General features: G+C 72.5%; 14 protein-coding genes. All 14 read left to right on the forward strand.

The features are described from left to right. A partial coding sequence (locus KUM32_RS02910; RefSeq protein ID WP_254404954.1) for a DALR anticodon-binding domain-containing protein occupies positions 1-499 on the forward strand: 499 nt, incomplete at its 5' end. Between the two features lie 16 nt (positions 500-515). Then, on the forward strand, positions 516-1,907 hold the full coding sequence (gene lysA / locus KUM32_RS02915) for a diaminopimelate decarboxylase (protein ID WP_217140167.1): 1,392 nt from the start codon (positions 516-518) through the stop codon (positions 1,905-1,907). Positions 1,908-2,220: 313 nt separating this feature from the next. Next, positions 2,221-3,513 carry a homoserine dehydrogenase gene (locus KUM32_RS02920; protein ID WP_217140244.1) on the forward strand — a complete coding sequence of 431 codons (1,293 nt, stop codon included), beginning with the start codon at positions 2,221-2,223 and terminating at the stop codon, positions 3,511-3,513. 6 nt (positions 3,514-3,519) lie between these two features. After that, a complete protein-coding gene (gene thrC / locus KUM32_RS02925) occupies positions 3,520-4,578 on the forward strand; it encodes a threonine synthase (RefSeq protein ID WP_217140168.1) in 1,059 nt (352 codons plus the stop codon). A gap of 341 nt (positions 4,579-4,919) precedes the next feature. Next, positions 4,920-5,849: a homoserine kinase gene (gene thrB, locus KUM32_RS02930; protein ID WP_217140169.1), complete on the forward strand. Its 930-nt coding sequence runs from the start codon at positions 4,920-4,922 to the stop codon at positions 5,847-5,849. A gap of 411 nt (positions 5,850-6,260) precedes the next feature. Further along, on the forward strand, positions 6,261-8,321 hold the full coding sequence (gene rho, locus KUM32_RS02935; protein WP_217140170.1) for a transcription termination factor Rho: 2,061 nt from the start codon (positions 6,261-6,263) through the stop codon (positions 8,319-8,321). A gap of 207 nt (positions 8,322-8,528) precedes the next feature. Beyond that, a complete protein-coding gene (locus KUM32_RS02940; RefSeq protein WP_217140171.1) occupies positions 8,529-10,313 on the forward strand; it encodes a trypsin-like serine protease in 1,785 nt (594 codons plus the stop codon). 336 nt (positions 10,314-10,649) lie between these two features. Beyond that, positions 10,650-11,795 carry an LCP family protein gene (locus tag KUM32_RS02945; RefSeq protein WP_217140172.1) on the forward strand — a complete coding sequence of 382 codons (1,146 nt, stop codon included), beginning with the start codon at positions 10,650-10,652 and terminating at the stop codon, positions 11,793-11,795. Positions 11,796-12,064: 269 nt separating this feature from the next. Next, positions 12,065-12,289, forward strand: coding sequence for a 50S ribosomal protein L31 (rpmE, locus tag KUM32_RS02950; protein WP_019326867.1), 225 nt, complete (start codon positions 12,065-12,067; stop codon positions 12,287-12,289). A 108-nt stretch (positions 12,290-12,397) separates the two neighbouring features. Then, positions 12,398-13,474 carry a peptide chain release factor 1 gene (gene prfA / locus KUM32_RS02955; protein ID WP_217140173.1) on the forward strand — a complete coding sequence of 359 codons (1,077 nt, stop codon included), beginning with the start codon at positions 12,398-12,400 and terminating at the stop codon, positions 13,472-13,474. Positions 13,475-13,567: 93 nt separating this feature from the next. Next, positions 13,568-14,407 (forward strand): peptide chain release factor N(5)-glutamine methyltransferase, encoded by an 840-nt coding sequence (gene prmC / locus KUM32_RS02960; protein ID WP_217140174.1) that lies wholly within the window; start codon positions 13,568-13,570, stop codon positions 14,405-14,407. A gap of 50 nt (positions 14,408-14,457) precedes the next feature. After that, entirely contained in the window at positions 14,458-15,105 is a 648-nt protein-coding gene (locus KUM32_RS02965) for an L-threonylcarbamoyladenylate synthase (RefSeq protein ID WP_217140175.1), read from the forward strand. Further along, positions 15,102-15,779, forward strand: a complete 678-nt coding sequence (locus KUM32_RS02970; RefSeq protein WP_217140176.1) for a protein-tyrosine-phosphatase — start codon at positions 15,102-15,104, stop codon at positions 15,777-15,779. The genes KUM32_RS02965 and KUM32_RS02970 overlap by 4 nt, the downstream gene beginning before the upstream one ends. Positions 15,780-15,933: 154 nt before the next feature. Next, complete coding sequence (glyA, locus tag KUM32_RS02975; RefSeq protein ID WP_217140177.1) at positions 15,934-17,187, forward strand: serine hydroxymethyltransferase; 1,254 nt, start codon at positions 15,934-15,936, stop codon at positions 17,185-17,187. The last annotated feature ends 83 nt before the right edge of the window (positions 17,188-17,270 follow it).

A 17,270-nucleotide genomic window follows, 5' to 3' on the forward strand; every position in this document is an offset into this window, starting at 1 on the left:
CGGCGATCCCGACCCCCTCCGCCTCGGCCGGGACGCCGCACGCTGGGCCCTGCTCCACCCCGCCCCCCACGACCGGCCCCGGACCGGCGACGAGCACCTCGTCCAGCGCGAGAGCAACCCGCTCTTCCGGGTGCGGTACGCCCACGCACGCACCCGCGCCCTCTCCCGCAACGCCGCCGACCTGTGCTTCACCGCCGCCCCCGGCCCCGTCACCGCCGCCCCCGGCCCCGTCACCGGCGCCCAGGACCTCCTCGCCGCCCTCGCCGACCAGCCCCGCGTCCTCGCCGCCGCCGCGGCGCACCGCGCCCCCGACCGACTCGCCCGGCACCTCGTCACCGTCGCCGATGCCGCGCTGCCCTTCCTGCCCACCGTGCTGCCGCGCGGCGCCGAGAAACCCTCGGCCGCCCACCGCGCCCGGCTGGCCCTCGCCGAAGCCGTCGGGGCGGTGCTGGCCGGCGGCCTGTCCCTCCTCGGCATCGACGCACCCGACCACCTCTGAGAGAGCACGAGACGCCATGAGCCGTTCCGCCCACCCCGCCGGGCCCCGTCACGCCGATGTCCTCCCCGAAGGCCACTACGCCGCGCCGCCCGCCGACCTCAACGCCCTCGACCCCAAGGTCTGGGCCCAGACGGTCGACCGGAACGAGGACGGCGTCGTCACCGTCGGCGGGATCGCCGTCACGCGGCTCGCCGAGGAGTACGGCACCCCCGCCTACGTCCTCGACGAGGCCGACTTCCGGGCCCGGGCGCGGGCCTGGCGCACCGCCTTCGGCGCCGATGCCGACGTGTTCTACGCGGGCAAGGCCTTCCTGTCGCGCGCCGTCGTGCGCTGGCTGGACGAGGAGGGGCTGAACCTGGACGTGTGCTCGGGGGGCGAGCTCGCCACCGCGCTCTCCGCCGGGATGCCCGCCGAACGCATCGCCTTCCACGGCAACAACAAGTCGCCGCAGGAGATCGAGCGCGCCGTCCGCGCCGGAGTGGGGCGGATCGTGCTCGACTCCTTCCAGGAGATCGTCCGCGTCGCCCACGTCGCCCAGTCCCTCGGCACGCGGCAGCGCGTGCAGATCCGCATCACCGTCGGGGTCGAGGCGCACACGCACGAGTTCATCGCGACCGCTCACGAGGACCAGAAGTTCGGGATCCCGCTTGCCGGCGGGCAGGCGGCGGAAGCCGTGCGGCGGGCGCTGCGGCTGGACGGGCTCGAACTCATCGGCATCCACTCCCACATCGGGTCGCAGATCTTCGACATGTCGGGGTTCGAGGTCGCCGCCCACCGGGTCGTGGGGCTGCTCAAGGACATCCGCGACGAGCACGGCGTCGAGCTGCCCGAGATCGACCTCGGAGGCGGGCTCGGGATCGCCTACACCAGCGATGACGACCCCCGTGAGCCGCACGAGATCGCCAAGGCGCTCACCGAGATCGTCACGCGCGAGTGCGAGTCCGCGCGGCTGCGCACGCCCCGTATCTCCGTCGAGCCGGGCCGTGCCATCGTGGGGCCCACCGCCTTCACGCTCTACGAGGTCGGCACCGTCAAGCCCCTCGAAGGGCTGCGGACGTACGTCTCCGTCGACGGCGGCATGTCGGACAACATCCGCACCGCGCTGTACGACGCCGAGTACAGCGTCGCGCTCGTCTCCCGCGCCTCCGACGCCGAGCCCGTGCTCGCCCGCGTCGTCGGCAAGCACTGCGAGAGCGGCGACATCGTGGTGCGGGACGCCTTCCTGCCGGCCGACCTGGCACCCGGTGACCTGATCGCCGTACCCGCGACCGGGGCGTACTGCCGGTCCATGGCCAGCAACTACAACCACGTGCTGCGCCCGCCCGTCGTCGCCGTGCGGGACGGCGAGGCGCGCGTCATCGTCCGGCGGGAGACCGAGGAGGACCTGCTGCGCCTCGACGTCGGCTGAGGACGCGGTCGAGGCGACGACGAGGCGCGGACGAGGCGACGACGTGGCGACGACGAGGCGCGGACGAGGCGCGGACGTGGCGAGGTCGAGGCGCGGACGTGGCGAGGTCGAGGTGAGGTGTCGAGGTGAGGTCGAGGATGGCGCGAGGATGAGAACGAGGCCCGTCGGCGGGCCGCTGCCGGGGCGCAAGATCTTCTGTCTTCCGCCCCTGGGAAAATGAAATAAACGTCTCACGATCCGGACGAAAGGCAGAAAATCCCGTCCGGTGCGTGAGACTGGTCGAACCGTAGACGGTATGAGGAAACGAGGTCGGATGATGCGTACGCGTCCGCTGAAGGTGGCGCTGCTGGGCTGTGGAGTGGTCGGCTCAGAGGTGGCGCGCATCATGACGACGCACGCCGACGACCTCGCCGCCCGGATCGGGGCCCCCGTGGAGCTCGCGGGCGTCGCCGTACGGCGGCCCGACAGGGTGCGCGAGGGCATCGACCCCGCCCTCGTCACCACCGACGCCACCGCCCTGGTCAAACGCGGGGACATCGACGTCGTGGTCGAGGTCATCGGGGGCATCGAGCCCGCCCGTACCCTCATCACCACCGCCTTCGAGCACGGCGCGTCGGTCGTGTCCGCGAACAAGGCGCTCCTCGCGCAGGACGGGGCCGCGCTGCACGCCGCGGCGGACGCGCACGGCAAGGACCTCTACTACGAGGCCGCCGTCGCCGGTGCCATCCCGCTGATCCGCCCGCTGCGCGAGTCCCTCGCCGGGGACAAGGTCAACCGGGTGCTCGGCATCGTCAACGGGACGACGAACTTCATCCTGGACGCCATGGACACCACCGGCGCCGGCTACCAGGAGGCGCTCGACGAGGCCACCGCCCTCGGGTACGCCGAAGCCGACCCGACCGCGGACGTCGAGGGCTTCGACGCCGCCGCCAAGGCCGCCATCCTCGCCGGGATCGCCTTCCACACGCGGGTGCGCCTCGACGACGTCCACCGCGAGGGCATGACCGAGGTCACCGCCGCCGACTTCGCCTCCGCCAAGGAGATGGGCTGCACCATCAAGCTGCTCGCCATCTGCGAGCGGGCGGCGGACGGGGCGTCGGTCACCGCGCGCGTGCACCCGGCGATGATTCCGCTCAGCCACCCGCTGGCCAATGTCCGCGGCGCCTACAACGCCGTCTTCATCGAGTCGGACGCGGCCGGACAGCTCATGTTCTACGGGCCCGGCGCCGGCGGCTCGCCGACCGCGTCCGCCGTCCTCGGCGACCTCGTGGCCGTCTGCCGCAACCGGATCGGCGGCGCCACCGGACCCGGCGAGTCCGCCTACGCCGCACTGCCCGTCTCACCGATGGGCGACGTCGTCACGCGCTACCACATCAGCCTCGACGTCGCCGACAAACCGGGCGTGCTCGCCCAGGTCGCGACCGTGTTCGCCGAGCACGGTGTCTCCATCGACACCGTCCGGCAGTCCGGCAAGGACGGCGAGGCCTCTCTCGTCGTCGTCACCCACCGTGCGTCCGACGCCGCCCTCGGGGGTACCGTCGAGGCGCTGCGCAAGCTCGACACCGTGCGGGGTGTCGCCAGCATCATGCGGGTTGAAGGAGAGTAACCAGCAATGACCCACCAGTGGCGCGGAATCATCGAGGAGTACCGGGACAGGCTGCCGGTCTCCGACAGCACGCCCGTCGTGACGCTCCGTGAGGGCGGCACGCCGCTCGTGCCCGCGCAGGTGCTCTCCGAGCGCACGGGCTGCGAGGTCCACCTCAAGGTGGAGGGTGCGAACCCGACCGGGTCCTTCAAGGACCGCGGCATGACCATGGCCATCAGCAAGGCCAAGGAGGAGGGCGCGCAGGCCGTCATCTGCGCGTCCACCGGCAACACGTCGGCCTCCGCCGCCGCCTACGGCGTGCGCGCGGGCATGGTCTCCGCGGTCCTCGTACCGCAGGGCAAGATCGCGCTCGGCAAGATGGGCCAGGCCCTCGTGCACGGCGCGAAGATCCTCCAGGTCGACGGCAACTTCGACGACTGCCTCACGCTCGCTCGCGCACTGAGCGACAACTACCCGGTGGCACTGGTCAATTCGGTCAACCCGGTGCGTATCGAGGGGCAGAAGACGGCCGCCTTCGAGATCGTGGACATGCTCGGCGACGCACCCGACATCCACGTCCTGCCGGTCGGCAACGCGGGCAACATCACCGCGTACTGGAAGGGCTACAAGGAGTACGCCGCCGACGGCGTCGCCACCCGGGCGCCGCGCATGTGGGGGTTCCAGGCCTCCGGCAGTGCTCCGATCGTGCGCGGCGAGGTCGTCAAGGACCCGTCGACCATCGCCACCGCCATCCGCATCGGCAACCCCGCCTCCTGGGACTTCGCGCTCGCCGCGCGGGACGAGTCCGGCGGCGCCATCGACGAGGTGACGGACCGTGAGATCCTGCGCGCCTACCGGCTGTTGGCCTCGCAGGAGGGTGTCTTCGTCGAGCCCGCCTCCGCCGCGTCGGTGGCCGGTCTGCTGAAGGCGGCCGAGCAGGGCAAGGTCGACCCGGGGCAGAAGATCGTGTGCACCGTCACCGGCAACGGTCTGAAGGACCCGGACTGGGCCGTCGCCGGCGCCCCGCAGCCGGTCACCGTGCCGGTCGACGCGGCGACGGCGGCCGAGCGCCTCGGCCTGGTCTGAGGCCCCCGGCCCACGCCCGGGAAACCCTCGTCCGGGAACGCGCCCAGCGTAAGGGGGCGTAAGCGACGCCCGGCCGGGAAAGTCACTGATGGGGGGTGCACAGGGGGCTTACGACACGCATCGTGCGCCTCCTGTGCGCCCTATGTCGCCGCAGAACCTTCCTTCGATAGGCTGTACCGAACCCGCCTACCGCATATGCCGCGGTGCCGCGCCGTCTCCGCGGTCGGGAACGCGGCCGGCCGGCCGGCCGTTGGGCAGGCAGCGGCGGGCCCGAAGGTTCCGTACGTCATCGAATGTCACTCGACAGTCACGTCACGCAGCTCAAGGAGAGTCATCAAGCGATGGCCGGTCCAGCGTTCCGCGCCGCCGCCGTCCGGGTGCGCGTCCCCGCCACCAGCGCCAACCTCGGCCCGGGCTTCGACGCCCTCGGCCTCGCGCTGGGCTTGTACGACGACGTGGTCGTCCGGGTGGCCGACTCCGGGCTGCACATCGACATCGCGGGGGAGGGCAGCGAGACGCTGCCCCGCGACGAGAAGCACCTGCTCGTACGTTCCCTGCGCACCGCCTTCGACCTCCTCGGCGGACAGCCGCGCGGCCTGGAGATCGTCTGCGCCAACCGGATCCCGCACGGCCGCGGGCTCGGCTCCTCCTCCGCCGCCATCTGCGCCGGCATCGTCGCCGCGCGCGCGGTGACCATAGGCGGCGAGGCCCGCCTCGACGACGTCGCGCTGCTCGACCTCGCCACCGAGATCGAGGGCCACCCCGACAACGTGGCGGCCTGTCTGCTGGGCGGCTTCACCCTGTCCTGGATGGAGTCCGGTGCCGCCCGGGCGATCAGGATGGAGCCCGCCGATTCCATCGTTCCGGTGGTTTTCGTGCCCGGAAAGCCGGTACTGACCCAGACCGCGCGCGGCCTCCTCCCGCGCACCGTCCCGCACGTCGACGCCGCCGCCAACGCCGGCCGGGCCGCGCTGCTCGTCGAGGCCCTGACCAGGCGCCCCGAGCTGCTGCTGCCGGCCACCGAGGACCGTCTGCACCAGGAGTACCGCGCGCCGGCCATGCCGGAGAGCGCGGCGCTGGTGGAGCGGCTGCGCGCCGACGGCATCCCCGCGGTGATCTCCGGCGCGGGGCCCACGGTGATGGCACTGGCCGACGCCGGAACGGCCGACAAGGTCGAGGCGCTGGCCGGCACGGGCTGGGCGGCCAACCGGCTGAGCCTGGACCAGCACGGCGCGTGCGTGCTGCCCCTGGCCACCTCCAGTGAGAGTTAGACGCGCGCGGTTGCCGGATTTCGAGAGGGGGAATGTTTGTTGGATCCGGTAGTGTTAATCTCAAGTCTGCACCCGACCCCACCATGGCGAGGTGCCTCGTGTCCCCGTCCGGGACAGACATTCTTCCGGGAGCTCCCCAAGCCGCACTGTGTGGTGGACGTCGTACGTGATCAGTGCGACCGACACGGACACTGAGCGGCCCGCCGGGCACGCTTCGGAACCGGTGTGACCAGACCGCGTGACACAGACACTGGGTGCCACGGTCAGGGGAAGCGCCATCACCAGATATCTCTTCCGCCGTTCAGGCGGACCACCGCCCCGGCACGGTTCGCACAGCAAGGACCGAAGCCGGACAGCACAACCGGTCGCCGAGCCAGACAGGCCGACGTCCGCTCCAGGGAAGGACCCTTCGTGAGCGACACCACCGATCTGATGGGCGCACGTGTCGAGGAGACCGCTGCCGCGCCCGCCACGGACGCCTCCGCGCCTGCCACCGGTGCCGGCTCCCGGCGGCGCCGTGGTACCGGCCTCGAGGGCATGGTGCTGGCCGAGCTGCAGCAGGTCGCATCCGGCCTCGGCATCAGGGGCACGGCGCGCATGCGCAAGAGCCAGCTGATCGAGGTCATCAAGGAGGCGCAGGCCGCGGGGGGCGCCCCCGCGAAGGCCGCGCCCGCCGCCGCGGACGCCGCCGGCGAGACCAAGCCGAAGCGCCGCAGCACCTCCCGGGCCCGTACGGGCGACGAGGCCCCCGCCGAGAAGGCGGAGAAGGCCGCGAAGTCCGAGAAGAAGGCCGACAAGGCCGCCGCCCAGCAGCAGATCGAGATCCCCGGCCAGCCGTCCGCCAAGGTCCCCTCGGCCGACCAGGCCGGTGCCGCCGGTGACGAGGCGCCCTCCGAGCGCCGTCGCCGCCGCGCCACCGCCGACGCGGGCAGCCCGTCCGGCGCCACCGAGACGGTGGCCGTCGAGACGCGGAACGAGCCGAAGACCGAGTCCTCGGCACAGCAGCAGGGCCAGGGCGACGCCCGCTCCGACGGTGAGGGCGGCGAGGGCCGCCGCCGTGACCGCCGCGAGCGCGACCGTGACCGCGGCGACCGTGACCGTGACCGCGGCGACCGCGGACGTGACCGCGACCGCCGGGGCAAGGGCGACGACCAGCAGGGCCAGGGCGGCGGTCAGCGCCAGCAGCAGGGCGGCGGGCGCCAGGACCGTCAGCAGCAGGACGACGGCTACGACGACGAGGCGGGTGGCCGCCGGGGCCGTCGCGGCCGCTACCGGGACCGCCGGGGCCGTCGCGGGCGCGACGAGATCCAGGAGCCGCAGATCAACGAGGACGACGTCCTCATCCCGGTCGCCGGCATCCTCGACATCCTCGACAACTACGCGTTCATCCGGACCTCCGGCTACCTGCCCGGCCCCAACGACGTGTACGTCTCCCTCGCCCAGGTCCGCAAGAACGGCCTGCGCAAGGGCGACCACGTCACCGGTGCCGTGCGCCAGCCCAAGGAGGGCGAGCGCCGCGAGAAGTTCAACGCCCTGGTGCGTCTGGACTCGGTCAACGGCATGGCGCCCGAACACGGCCGCGGTCGGCCGGAGTTCAACAAGCTGACGCCGCTGTACCCGCAGGACCGCCTCCGCCTGGAGACGGACCCCGGCGTCCTCACCACCCGCATCATCGACCTCGTCGCGCCCATCGGTAAGGGCCAGCGCGGTCTGATCGTGGCCCCGCCGAAGACCGGCAAGACCATGATCATGCAGGCGATCGCCAACGCGATCACCCACAACAACCCCGAGTGCCACCTGATGGTCGTCCTGGTCGACGAGCGTCCGGAAGAGGTCACCGACATGCAGCGGTCGGTGAAGGGCGAGGTCATCTCCTCGACCTTCGACCGCCCGGCCGAGGACCACACCACGGTCGCCGAGCTGGCGATCGAGCGCGCCAAGCGCCTGGTGGAGCTGGGCCACGACGTCGTCGTGCTGCTCGACTCGATCACGCGTCTGGGCCGTGCGTACAACCTCGCCGCCCCGGCCTCCGGCCGCATCCTGTCCGGTGGTGTCGACTCGACCGCCCTGTACCCGCCGAAGCGCTTCTTCGGTGCGGCCCGCAACATCGAGGACGGCGGCTCGCTGACCATCCTCGCCACCGCCCTGGTGGACACCGGGTCCCGCATGGACGAGGTCATCTTCGAGGAGTTCAAGGGCACCGGCAACGCCGAGCTCAAGCTCGACCGGAAGCTCGCCGACAAGCGCATCTTCCCGGCGGTGGACGTCGACGCGTCCGGCACCCGCAAGGAAGAGATCCTGCTCGGCAGCGACGAGCTCGCCATCACCTGGAAGCTGCGCCGCGTGCTGCACGCGCTCGACCAGCAGCAGGCGATCGAACTGCTCCTCGACAAGATGAAGCAGACCAAGTCGAACGCCGAGTTCCTGATGCAGATCCAGAAGACGACCCCGACGCCCGGCAACGGCGACTGAGTCGCCGCCGGTCAGCTCCGGCGCCGTCCGAAGTCCCGCTCCGTCACGCAGGTGACGGGGCGGGACTTCTGCCTTGTAGGATCAGCGCACCGCAGTGGGGGGGAACGTATTTTCGGATACGCCCACGGGGCGATCAGTGCTGCCCTCACGGGCCCGCGCCCGCCGGTGCTCCTCTCCTGCCTGCGTCCACAGCGACAGGAGACCTGAGTGACATCCACTCCACGAAGAGCCCACCTGGCTCTTCCCGCGGCCGCCGCCGCGCTCGCCCTGTCGGGCGCGGTCCTCGCGGCCGCCCCCGCCCAGGCGTCCGGCGAGACCCCCGTCCCGCCCCGGCCGGCCGCCACCGAGCAGCCCACGGCCTCCCAGGCCGAGCTGCTGCGGCGGATCCAGGGTTCCGGGGCCGCGATCGAGGGCGACACCGCCACGACTCCCGGGGCGCGGCCGAACGCCACCCCGAGTGCCGAGGCCCCGTCCCGCACCGTCGATCCCAAGATCATCGGCGGTAAGGACGCGACCATCTCCGAGGCACCGTGGATGGTGCAGCTGCACTACTCCGACGACAAGGGCACCAAGGACACCTCCGACGACGAGGGCTACTTCTGCGGCGGCACCCTGGTGGCCCCCACGAAGGTCCTGACCGCCGCGCACTGCGTGTACGGCCTGGACTGGAAGGCGAACGGCGCCGTCCTCGCGGGCACGGCGCAGCTGCCGGACGGCGCCGACCTGCACGGCGGCCGGGCCGCCGGAGTATGGCGCCAGTGGGTCAACCCCACGTACCGGCCGAGCACGATCGCGGGCGGGGACCTCGCGGTGCTGACGCTGACCGAGGCGCTGCCCTACAAGACCCTGCAGCCGACGTCGAGCGGTGACACCGCCTCGTACGCGAACGGCACCCCGGCGACGGTGTACGGCTGGGGGCGCACCAGCTCCACCAGCGACGACATCTCGCCGACGCTGCGGAAGGCGACCGTGCCGATGCGGTCGGACGCCACCTGCACCGCGTACTGGGGCTCCGACTTCGTGCCCGGCCAGATGGCCTGCGCCGGCAACCCGGCCGCCGGTCAGGACGCCGGTACGGTCTCCCCGTGCAACGGCGACTCCGGCGGCCCCCTCGTGGTCAACGGCCGGATCGCCGGTGTCGTGTCGTGGGGCGTCGAGGACTGCGTCGCGACGGGCGCCTACGGCGTCTACGCCAAGACCCGCTCCTACGCCGGCGAGGTCAACGCGCGCATCGACGACACCGACCTCGACTTCGACGGCCTGGCGGACCTCTTCGTCCGCACCCGCGGCGGCCAGGCCTACGAGTACTACTCCCTCGGGAACCGGTGGCCCTACCTGGGCAACCGCGCCGAGCTCGGCGACTGGAGCGGGCTGGGTCTGGTGCGACAGGCCGACCTGGACCGCGACTTCCGCCAGGACTACCTGTACCGCACCGCGGACGGCGTCCTGTACGTCCTCGCGTTCAACGGGGACGACCGCTACGAGTCGGTCCGGGTCGGTGCCGGGTGGAACGCGATGAAGGACATCCGCGTACCGGGCGACCTCACCGGTGACGCCCTGCCCGACCTGGTGGCCCAGGCCAAGGACGGCGTGCTGTGGCTCTACCCCGGCAAGGGCGACGGGCTCTTCGGCAGCCGCGTCCGGATCGGCGGCGGCTGGTCGCCGTACACGATCACCGGCAAGGGCGACTACGACCGCGACGGCAGGTCCGACCTGCTGGCGCGGGACGGCGCGGGCGTCCTGTGGCTGTACCCGGGCACCGGGAAGGCCTCCCCGGCGCTCGGCTCCCGGATCAGGATCGGCAGCGGCTGGAACGCGTACAACGCCCTCGCTACCGCCGGTGACGTCACCGGCGACGGCAGGTCCGACCTGCTGGCCAGGGACGCCTCCGGGGTGCTGTGGCTGTACAAGGGCACCGGCACGGGCACGGCGCCGTTCGCCACCCGGACCAAGGTCGGCAGCGGCTGGGGTGCCTTCGACATCCTCGGCTGATCCCGCCGGTCCGCCGCGCGGGCTCGTGTCCAGGGCCGCCCCCGATGCGGCCCTTCGCGCTGCGATCTTCGCCACACGCGCCGTCCCGCGGCCGGCCCCGCGCACCCGCGGGGATGATCGCGCAACCCCAGGTCAGCGACGCGGGGCGGCAGTCCTCGAACACCCTCCGTGACCGCCGGTCCACCCGGCCGGCACAGACCGCTGTGCCACCCTGTCCCGAGTTCCGCCGTCCCACCCACGGAGGGACGATGGTGAGGTACCGGCGCGAACCGCCGGAACCGACCACCCCGACCCTGAGCGCAGGGGGTAACCGACCGGACGAACACCGAGGAGCACATGTCCGCCGAGAGCACGCCGGATCCCGCCATACCCGGCCGCGGGGAGGCCCGTCCTGCCGGTCCCCGTCACCGGGCCAGGGGCCGCAGACGCAGGCCCCGCGCCAAGCGGCGCAAGGCGCTGCTGGTGGCGGCCTGGACCGCCGCGGGTGTCGTGGTCCTGGGCGGCACCGGCGCCGGGGTCCTGTACCTCAAGCTCAACGGCAACCTCAAGAGCGTCGACATCGACCAGGCCCTCGGCACCGACCGGCCCGAGAAGGCCGGCAACGGCTCCCAGAACATCCTGGTCCTCGGCTCGGACAGCCGCTCCGGCGGCAACGTGAAGCTCGGCGGCGGCACCGACGACGGCACCGCCCGCTCCGACACGGCGATGATCGTCCACGTCCGCGCGGGCCACAAGAAGGCCGACGTGGTCTCCATCCCCCGCGACACCCTCGTCGACCGTCCCGAGTGCACCGACACCGACGGTGTCGAGCACCCCGCCGCCGCCGACGTGATGTTCAACTCCGCCTACTCCACCGGCGGCGCCGCCTGCGCGGTGAAGACCGTCGAGTCGATCAGCGGCCTGCGCATGGACCACTACCTGGAGGTCGACTTCAGCGGCTTCCAGAACCTCGTCGACGACCTCGGCGGCGTCGAGGTCACCACCACCGAGGACATCAAGGACCCCGACAGCCACCTCGACCTCCGGGCCGGCACCCACCGGCTCGACGGCGAGCAGGCCCTCGGCCTGGTCCGCACCCGGCACGGTGTCGGCGACGGCTCCGACCTCGGCCGCATCCAGCTCCAGCAGGCGTTCATCAAGGCCCTGGTCCACCAGGTCCAGGACATCGGCCTGCTCGGCAACCCCAAGAAGCTCTACGACATCGCCGACACCGCCACCAGGACGGTGACCACCGACTCCGACCTGGGCTCGGTGAACTCCCTGATGTCCTTCGCGACCGGCCTGAAGGGCATCGGCCCGGCCAACCTGCACCTGGTCACCCTGCCGGTGGTCTACGACCCCGCGGACGCCAACCGCGTGCTGGTGGAGGAGTCCAAGGCCGAGCAGGTGTGGACGGCCCTGAGGAACGACCGGCCGATCCCGGCGGCGGCCACCGAGGCGACGGCCACCGGTGAGGCGGAGGGCGTCGTGAGCGCCGGGTAGCGGCGCGGGCCCGTGACACGTGCGGCTTCCCGGCGCGGGCGCGGGGAACAGAACCCCCACGGCCCTCGGCGAACCCCTGACGGCCCCTCGACGCCCCCCACGAACGCGCGCGGCTCCTCGAACGCCCCCGACGCCCCCGGGGAATAGACGGCCCGCGTCCCCGGTTTTGGGGGATGGCGCCAGTCCTGGCAGACTGGTACGTCGGCCCCGGTTCACGCTTCCGCATCCCGCGGCGGCGACCCGGCGCCCTCCCGAACCTAGGAGACACCTTGAAGCGCGACATCCACCCCGAGTACGTCGAGACGCAGGTCAGCTGCACCTGTGGCGCGTCGTTCACCACCCGCAGCACCATCGAGTCCGGCACCATCCGGGCCGAGGTCTGCTCCGAGTGCCACCCGTTCTACACGGGCAAGCAGAAGATCCTCGACACCGGTGGCCGTGTGGCCCGCTTCGAGGCCCGCTTCGGCAAGGCTGCCGCCGGCTCCAAGAAGTAGCGAGCCACCGATCGCCGGTCCACGGCCGCGCCCCCAGCCGGGGGAGCGCCGGGACCGGCGTTTTTGGTCGCCCGCCTTCCCCTTCCCCAGCAGTAGCAGGAGCCCAAGATGTTCGAGGCCGTCGAGGAACTCGTCGCCGAGCACGCCGACCTGGAGACCAGGCTCGCCGACCCGTCGGTCCACTCCGACCAGGCCAACGCCCGCAAGCTGAACAAGCGGTACGCCGAGCTGACCCCGATCGTCGCCACGTACCGCTCCTGGAAGCAGACCGGCGACGACATCGAGACCGCGCGCGAGTTCGCCGCCGACGACCCGGACTTCGCCGCCGAGGTCAAGGTGCTGGACAAGCAGCGCGAAGAGCTCACCGAGAAGCTCCGCCTCCTGCTCGTCCCGCGCGACCCCAGCGACGACAAGGACGTCATCCTGGAGATCAAGGCGGGCGCGGGCGGCGACGAGTCGGCGCTCTTCGCCGGCGACCTGCTGCGCATGTACCTGCGCTACGCCGAGCGGGTCGGCTGGAAGACCGAGATCATCGACTCCACCGAGTCCGAGCTCGGCGGCTACAAGGACGTCCAGGTCGCCGTGAAGACCAAGGGCGGCCAGGGCGCCACCGAGCCGGGACAGGGCGTCTGGGCGCGGCTGAAGTACGAGGGCGGCGTGCACCGCGTGCAGCGGGTGCCCGCGACCGAGTCGCAGGGGCGCATCCACACCTCCGCGGCCGGCGTGCTCGTCACGCCCGAGGCCGAGGAGATCGACGTCGAGATCAACCCCAACGACCTGCGGATCGACGTCTACCGGTCCTCCGGCCCCGGCGGCCAGTCCGTCAACACCACCGACTCCGCCGTGCGCATCACGCACCTTCCGACCGGAGTCGTCGCCTCCTGCCAGAACGAGAAGAGCCAGCTGCAGAACAAGGAGCAGGCGATGCGTATCCTGCGCTCCAGGCTGCTCGCGGCGGCGCAGGAGGAGGCGGAGAAGGAGGCCGCGGACGCCCGGCGCAGCCAGGTCCGCACCGTGGACCGCTCCGAGAAGATCCGCACGTACAACTTCCCGGAGAACCGCATCTCCGACCACCGTGTCGGCTTCAAGGCCTACAACCTGGACCAGGTCCTGGACGGTGACCTCGACGCGGTGATCCAGGCCTGCGTCGACGCGGACTCGGCGGCCAAGCTGGCCGCCGCGTAAGCACCGCCGCACCACCCGCACCGGACCACAGCTCAGCCCCGGAGGACCAGCGTGCCGCAACATCACGGGGGGCGACCCCCGAACCCCCGCAGTGTGCTGCTCGCGGAGGTGGCCCAGGCCACCCAGCGGCTGGCCGCCGCCGGCGTGCCCTCGCCGCGCACCGACGCGGAGGAGCTCGCCGCGTACCTGCACGGCGTCAAGCGGGGCCAGCTGCACACCGTGCCGGACGCCGACTTCGACGCCCGGTACTGGGAGGTCGTCGCCCGCCGCGAGGCGCGCGAGCCGCTCCAGCACATCACCGGCCGCGCCTACTTCCGCTACCTGGAGCTCCAGGTGGGCCCCGGCGTCTTCGTGCCGCGCCCCGAGACCGAGTCCGTCGTCGGCTGGGCCATAGACGCCGTACGCGCCATGGACGTCGTCGAGCCCTGCATCGTCGACCTGTGCACCGGCTCGGGCGCCATCGCGCTCGCGCTCGCGCAGGAGGTCCCGCGCTCACGCGTGTACGCCGTGGAGCTCTCCGAGGACGCCCTGGTGTGGACGCGGAAGAACATGGAGCGGTCCAGGGTGGAGCTGCGCCAGGGTGACGCCCTGACGGCCTTCCCGGACCTCGACGGACAGGTCGACCTGGTCGTCTCCAACCCGCCGTACATCCCGCTCACCGAGTGGGAGTACGTCGCCCCCGAGGCCCGCGACCACGATCCCCAGATGGCCCTGTTCTCCGGCGAGGACGGCCTCGACCTCATCCGCGGTCTGGAACGCACCGCGCACCGCCTGCTGCGTCCCGGCGGGGTCGTCGTCATCGAGCACGCCGACACCCAGGGCGGCCAGGTGCCGTGGATCTTCACCGAGGAGCGGGGCTGGGCCGACGCGGCCGACCACCCCGACCTCAACAACCGCCCACGGTTCGCGACCGCCCGCAAGGCGCTGCCGTGAGCACCGCCCCGACTTCGACCCCGCAGTACCCGTACGAGGAGGCCCGCTAGATGGCACGGCGATACGACACCAACGACGCGACCGACCGAGTGACCGGTCTGCGCGAGGCCGCGTCCGCCGTCCGCCGTGGCGAGCTGGTGGTGCTGCCGACGGACACCGTGTACGGCATCGGCGCCGACGCCTTCACCGCGGAGGCCGTCGGCGACCTGCTGGAGGCCAAGGGCCGCGGGCGCAACATGCCCTCACCCGTCCTCATCGGCTCGCCGAACACCCTGCACGGCCTGGTCACGGACTTCTCCGAGATGGCCTGGGAGCTGGTCGACGCCTTCTGGCCCGGCGCGCTGACGCTGGTCGCCAAGCACCAGCCGTCCCTCCAGTGGGACCTCGGCGACACCCGCGGCACGGTCGCCGTCCGCATGCCGCTGCACCCCGTCGCCATCGAGCTGCTCACCGAGGTCGGCCCCATGGCCGTCTCCTCCGCCAACCTGACCGGCCACCCGGCGCCCGAGGACTGCGACGCCGCCCAGCGGATGCTCGGCGACTCCGTCTCCGTCTACCTCGACGGCGGCCCCACCCCCGGCAACGTCCCGTCCTCCATCGTCGACGTCACCCGTGAGGTGCCCGTGCTGCTGCGCGCGGGCGCGTTGTCGGCCGAGGAACTGCGCAAGGTGGTACCCGACCTCGAGGTGGCGAATTGACGGCCCCTGGGACGGGGCGTGGCATAGGCAGCGAGGAACGCGCCGCGGAGATCACGACGACGTTCGGCTTTCCGCGCGACAGCTTCCGCATCCTCCACGTCAGCACCGGAAACGTCTGCCGCTCGCCCATCACCGAGCGGCTGACCCGGCATTTCGTGACGGAGCGGCTCGGCGTCCTGGGCGGCTCCCTCATCGTGGAGAGCGCGGGCACCTGGGGCCACGAGGGCGCGCCCATGGAGGCGAACGCCGAGACGGTCCTCGCGGACTTCGGCGCGGACGCGGCCGGCTTCACCGGGCGCGAGCTCCTCGACGAGCACGTGATCCGCGCCGACCTGGTGCTGACGGCGACCCGGGACCACCGCGCCCAGGTCATCTCCATGGGCCACTCGGCGGGCCTGCGCACCTTCACCCTCAAGGAGTTCACCCGCCTGGTGAACGCCATCGACCCCGCGACGCTGCCGTCCCTGGACGAGGGCGTGGTCACGCGGGCGCGTGCGCTGGTGCGTGCGGCGGCGGCGCTGCGCGGGTGGCTGCTGGCGCCCACGGCGGAGGCGGACGAGGTGTACGACCCGTACGGGGCGCCGCTGACGTTCTTCCGGTCGATCGGGGACGAGATACACCAGGCGCTGGATCCGGTGGTGACCGCGCTGACGGGGGTCGCGGCGCGGACGTAGACGGCGTGCCGGGAGCCGGGGGAGGGCGGGCACGGCCCGCGCCGCCGGACGCCGCCCGGACAGGCGTCGGCCGGACGCAGCAACGCCGGGCGCCCCGCGCCCCCCGGGCCTACATTGGTCGTACGTCACCGTCGACGCACGCCCGGAGCGCACCATGTCGGTCACCCATGCCCTCGAGGCCGATGACAGCATGTTCGGCGTCCTGCTGCGGCAGGACCCCGAGCTGGCCGAGATCCTGCACGCCGAGCGGCTACGGCAGTCGACGACGCTCCAGCTGATCGCCGCCGAGAACTTCACGTCACCGGCCGTGCTTGCCGCGCTCGGCTCCCCGCTCGCCAACAAGTACGCCGAGGGCTACCCGGGCGCCCGGCACCACGGCGGGTGCGAGATCGTCGACGTCGCCGAGCGGCTCGCCGTGGAGCGGGCCCAGGCGCTGTTCGGCGCCGAGCACGCCAACGTCCAGTCGCACTCCGGCTCCTCCGCCGTGCTGGCCGCCTACGCCGCGCTGCTGTGGCCCGGTGACACCGTCCTCGCGCTCGGCCTGCCGCACGGCGGCCACCTCACCCACGGCTCGCCCACCAACTTCTCCGGGCGCTGGTTCACCTTCGTCGGCTACGGCGTCGACGCGGAGACCGGGCTCGTCGACTACGACCAGGTGCGCACCCTGGCCCGTACACACCGGCCCAAGGCGATCGTCTGCGGTTCGATCGCCTATCCCCGCCACCTCGACTACGCCTGCTTCCGCGACATCGCCGACGAGGTCGGTGCCCACCTCATCGCGGACGCCGCCCACCCGATGGGGCTGGTCGCGGGGGGAGCGGCGCCCAGCCCGGTGCCGTACGCGGACATCGTCTGCGCCACCACGCACAAGGTGCTGCGCGGCCCACGCGGCGGCATGATCCTGTGCGGGAGCGAACTGGCCGGGCGGGTCGACCGGGCCGTCTTCCCGTTCACGCAGGGCGGCGCCCAGATGAACACCATCGCGGCCAAGGCGGTCGCCTTCGGGGAGGCGGCGACCCCGGCCTTCTCCGCGTACGCCCATCAGGTGGTCGCCAACGCCCGGACGCTGGCCGCCCAGCTGGCCGACGAGGGCCTGGCCGTCACCACCGGAGGCACCGACACCCACCTGATCACCGCCGACCCCGCCCCGCTCGGCGTCGACGGGCGGACCGCGCGGGGACGGCTCGCGGCGGCCGGGATCGTCCTGGACTGCTGCGCGCTGCCCCACGGGGACACCCGGGGGCTGCGTCTGGGCACGGCGGCCCTCACCACCCAGGGCATGGGGGAGCGGGAGATGCGGGTGGTGGCCACGCTGCTCGCCGCGGTGCTCCGGGGCGAGGCGCGGCCCGCCGCGGCCCGGGACGACGTACGGGACCTGGTCGGTCAGTTTCCGCCGTATCCGGGCTGAGGCGGGGCAGGCGCACACGCGTGCACAGCCACACGTGCAACCATCGTCGCTACCCGGAAGTCCCCAACCATATGCGTCCCTCG

It is taken from the genome of Streptomyces sp. AC627_RSS907 (assembly GCF_019049165.1).

Coding starts and splice junctions, on each gene's coding strand:
- lysA (WP_217140167.1), top strand. CDS start 516: ATGAGCCGTTCCGCCCACCCCGCCGGGCCCCGTCACGCCGATGTCCTC.
- thrC (WP_217140168.1), top strand. CDS start 3,520: ATGACCCACCAGTGGCGCGGAATCATCGAGGAGTACCGGGACAGGCTG.
- thrB (WP_217140169.1), top strand. CDS start 4,920: ATGGCCGGTCCAGCGTTCCGCGCCGCCGCCGTCCGGGTGCGCGTCCCC.
- glyA (WP_217140177.1), top strand. CDS start 15,934: ATGTCGGTCACCCATGCCCTCGAGGCCGATGACAGCATGTTCGGCGTC.
- KUM32_RS02965 (WP_217140175.1), top strand. CDS start 14,458: ATGGCACGGCGATACGACACCAACGACGCGACCGACCGAGTGACCGGT.
- prfA (WP_217140173.1), top strand. CDS start 12,398: ATGTTCGAGGCCGTCGAGGAACTCGTCGCCGAGCACGCCGACCTGGAG.
- KUM32_RS02920 (WP_217140244.1), top strand. CDS start 2,221: ATGATGCGTACGCGTCCGCTGAAGGTGGCGCTGCTGGGCTGTGGAGTG.
- KUM32_RS02945 (WP_217140172.1), top strand. CDS start 10,650: ATGTCCGCCGAGAGCACGCCGGATCCCGCCATACCCGGCCGCGGGGAG.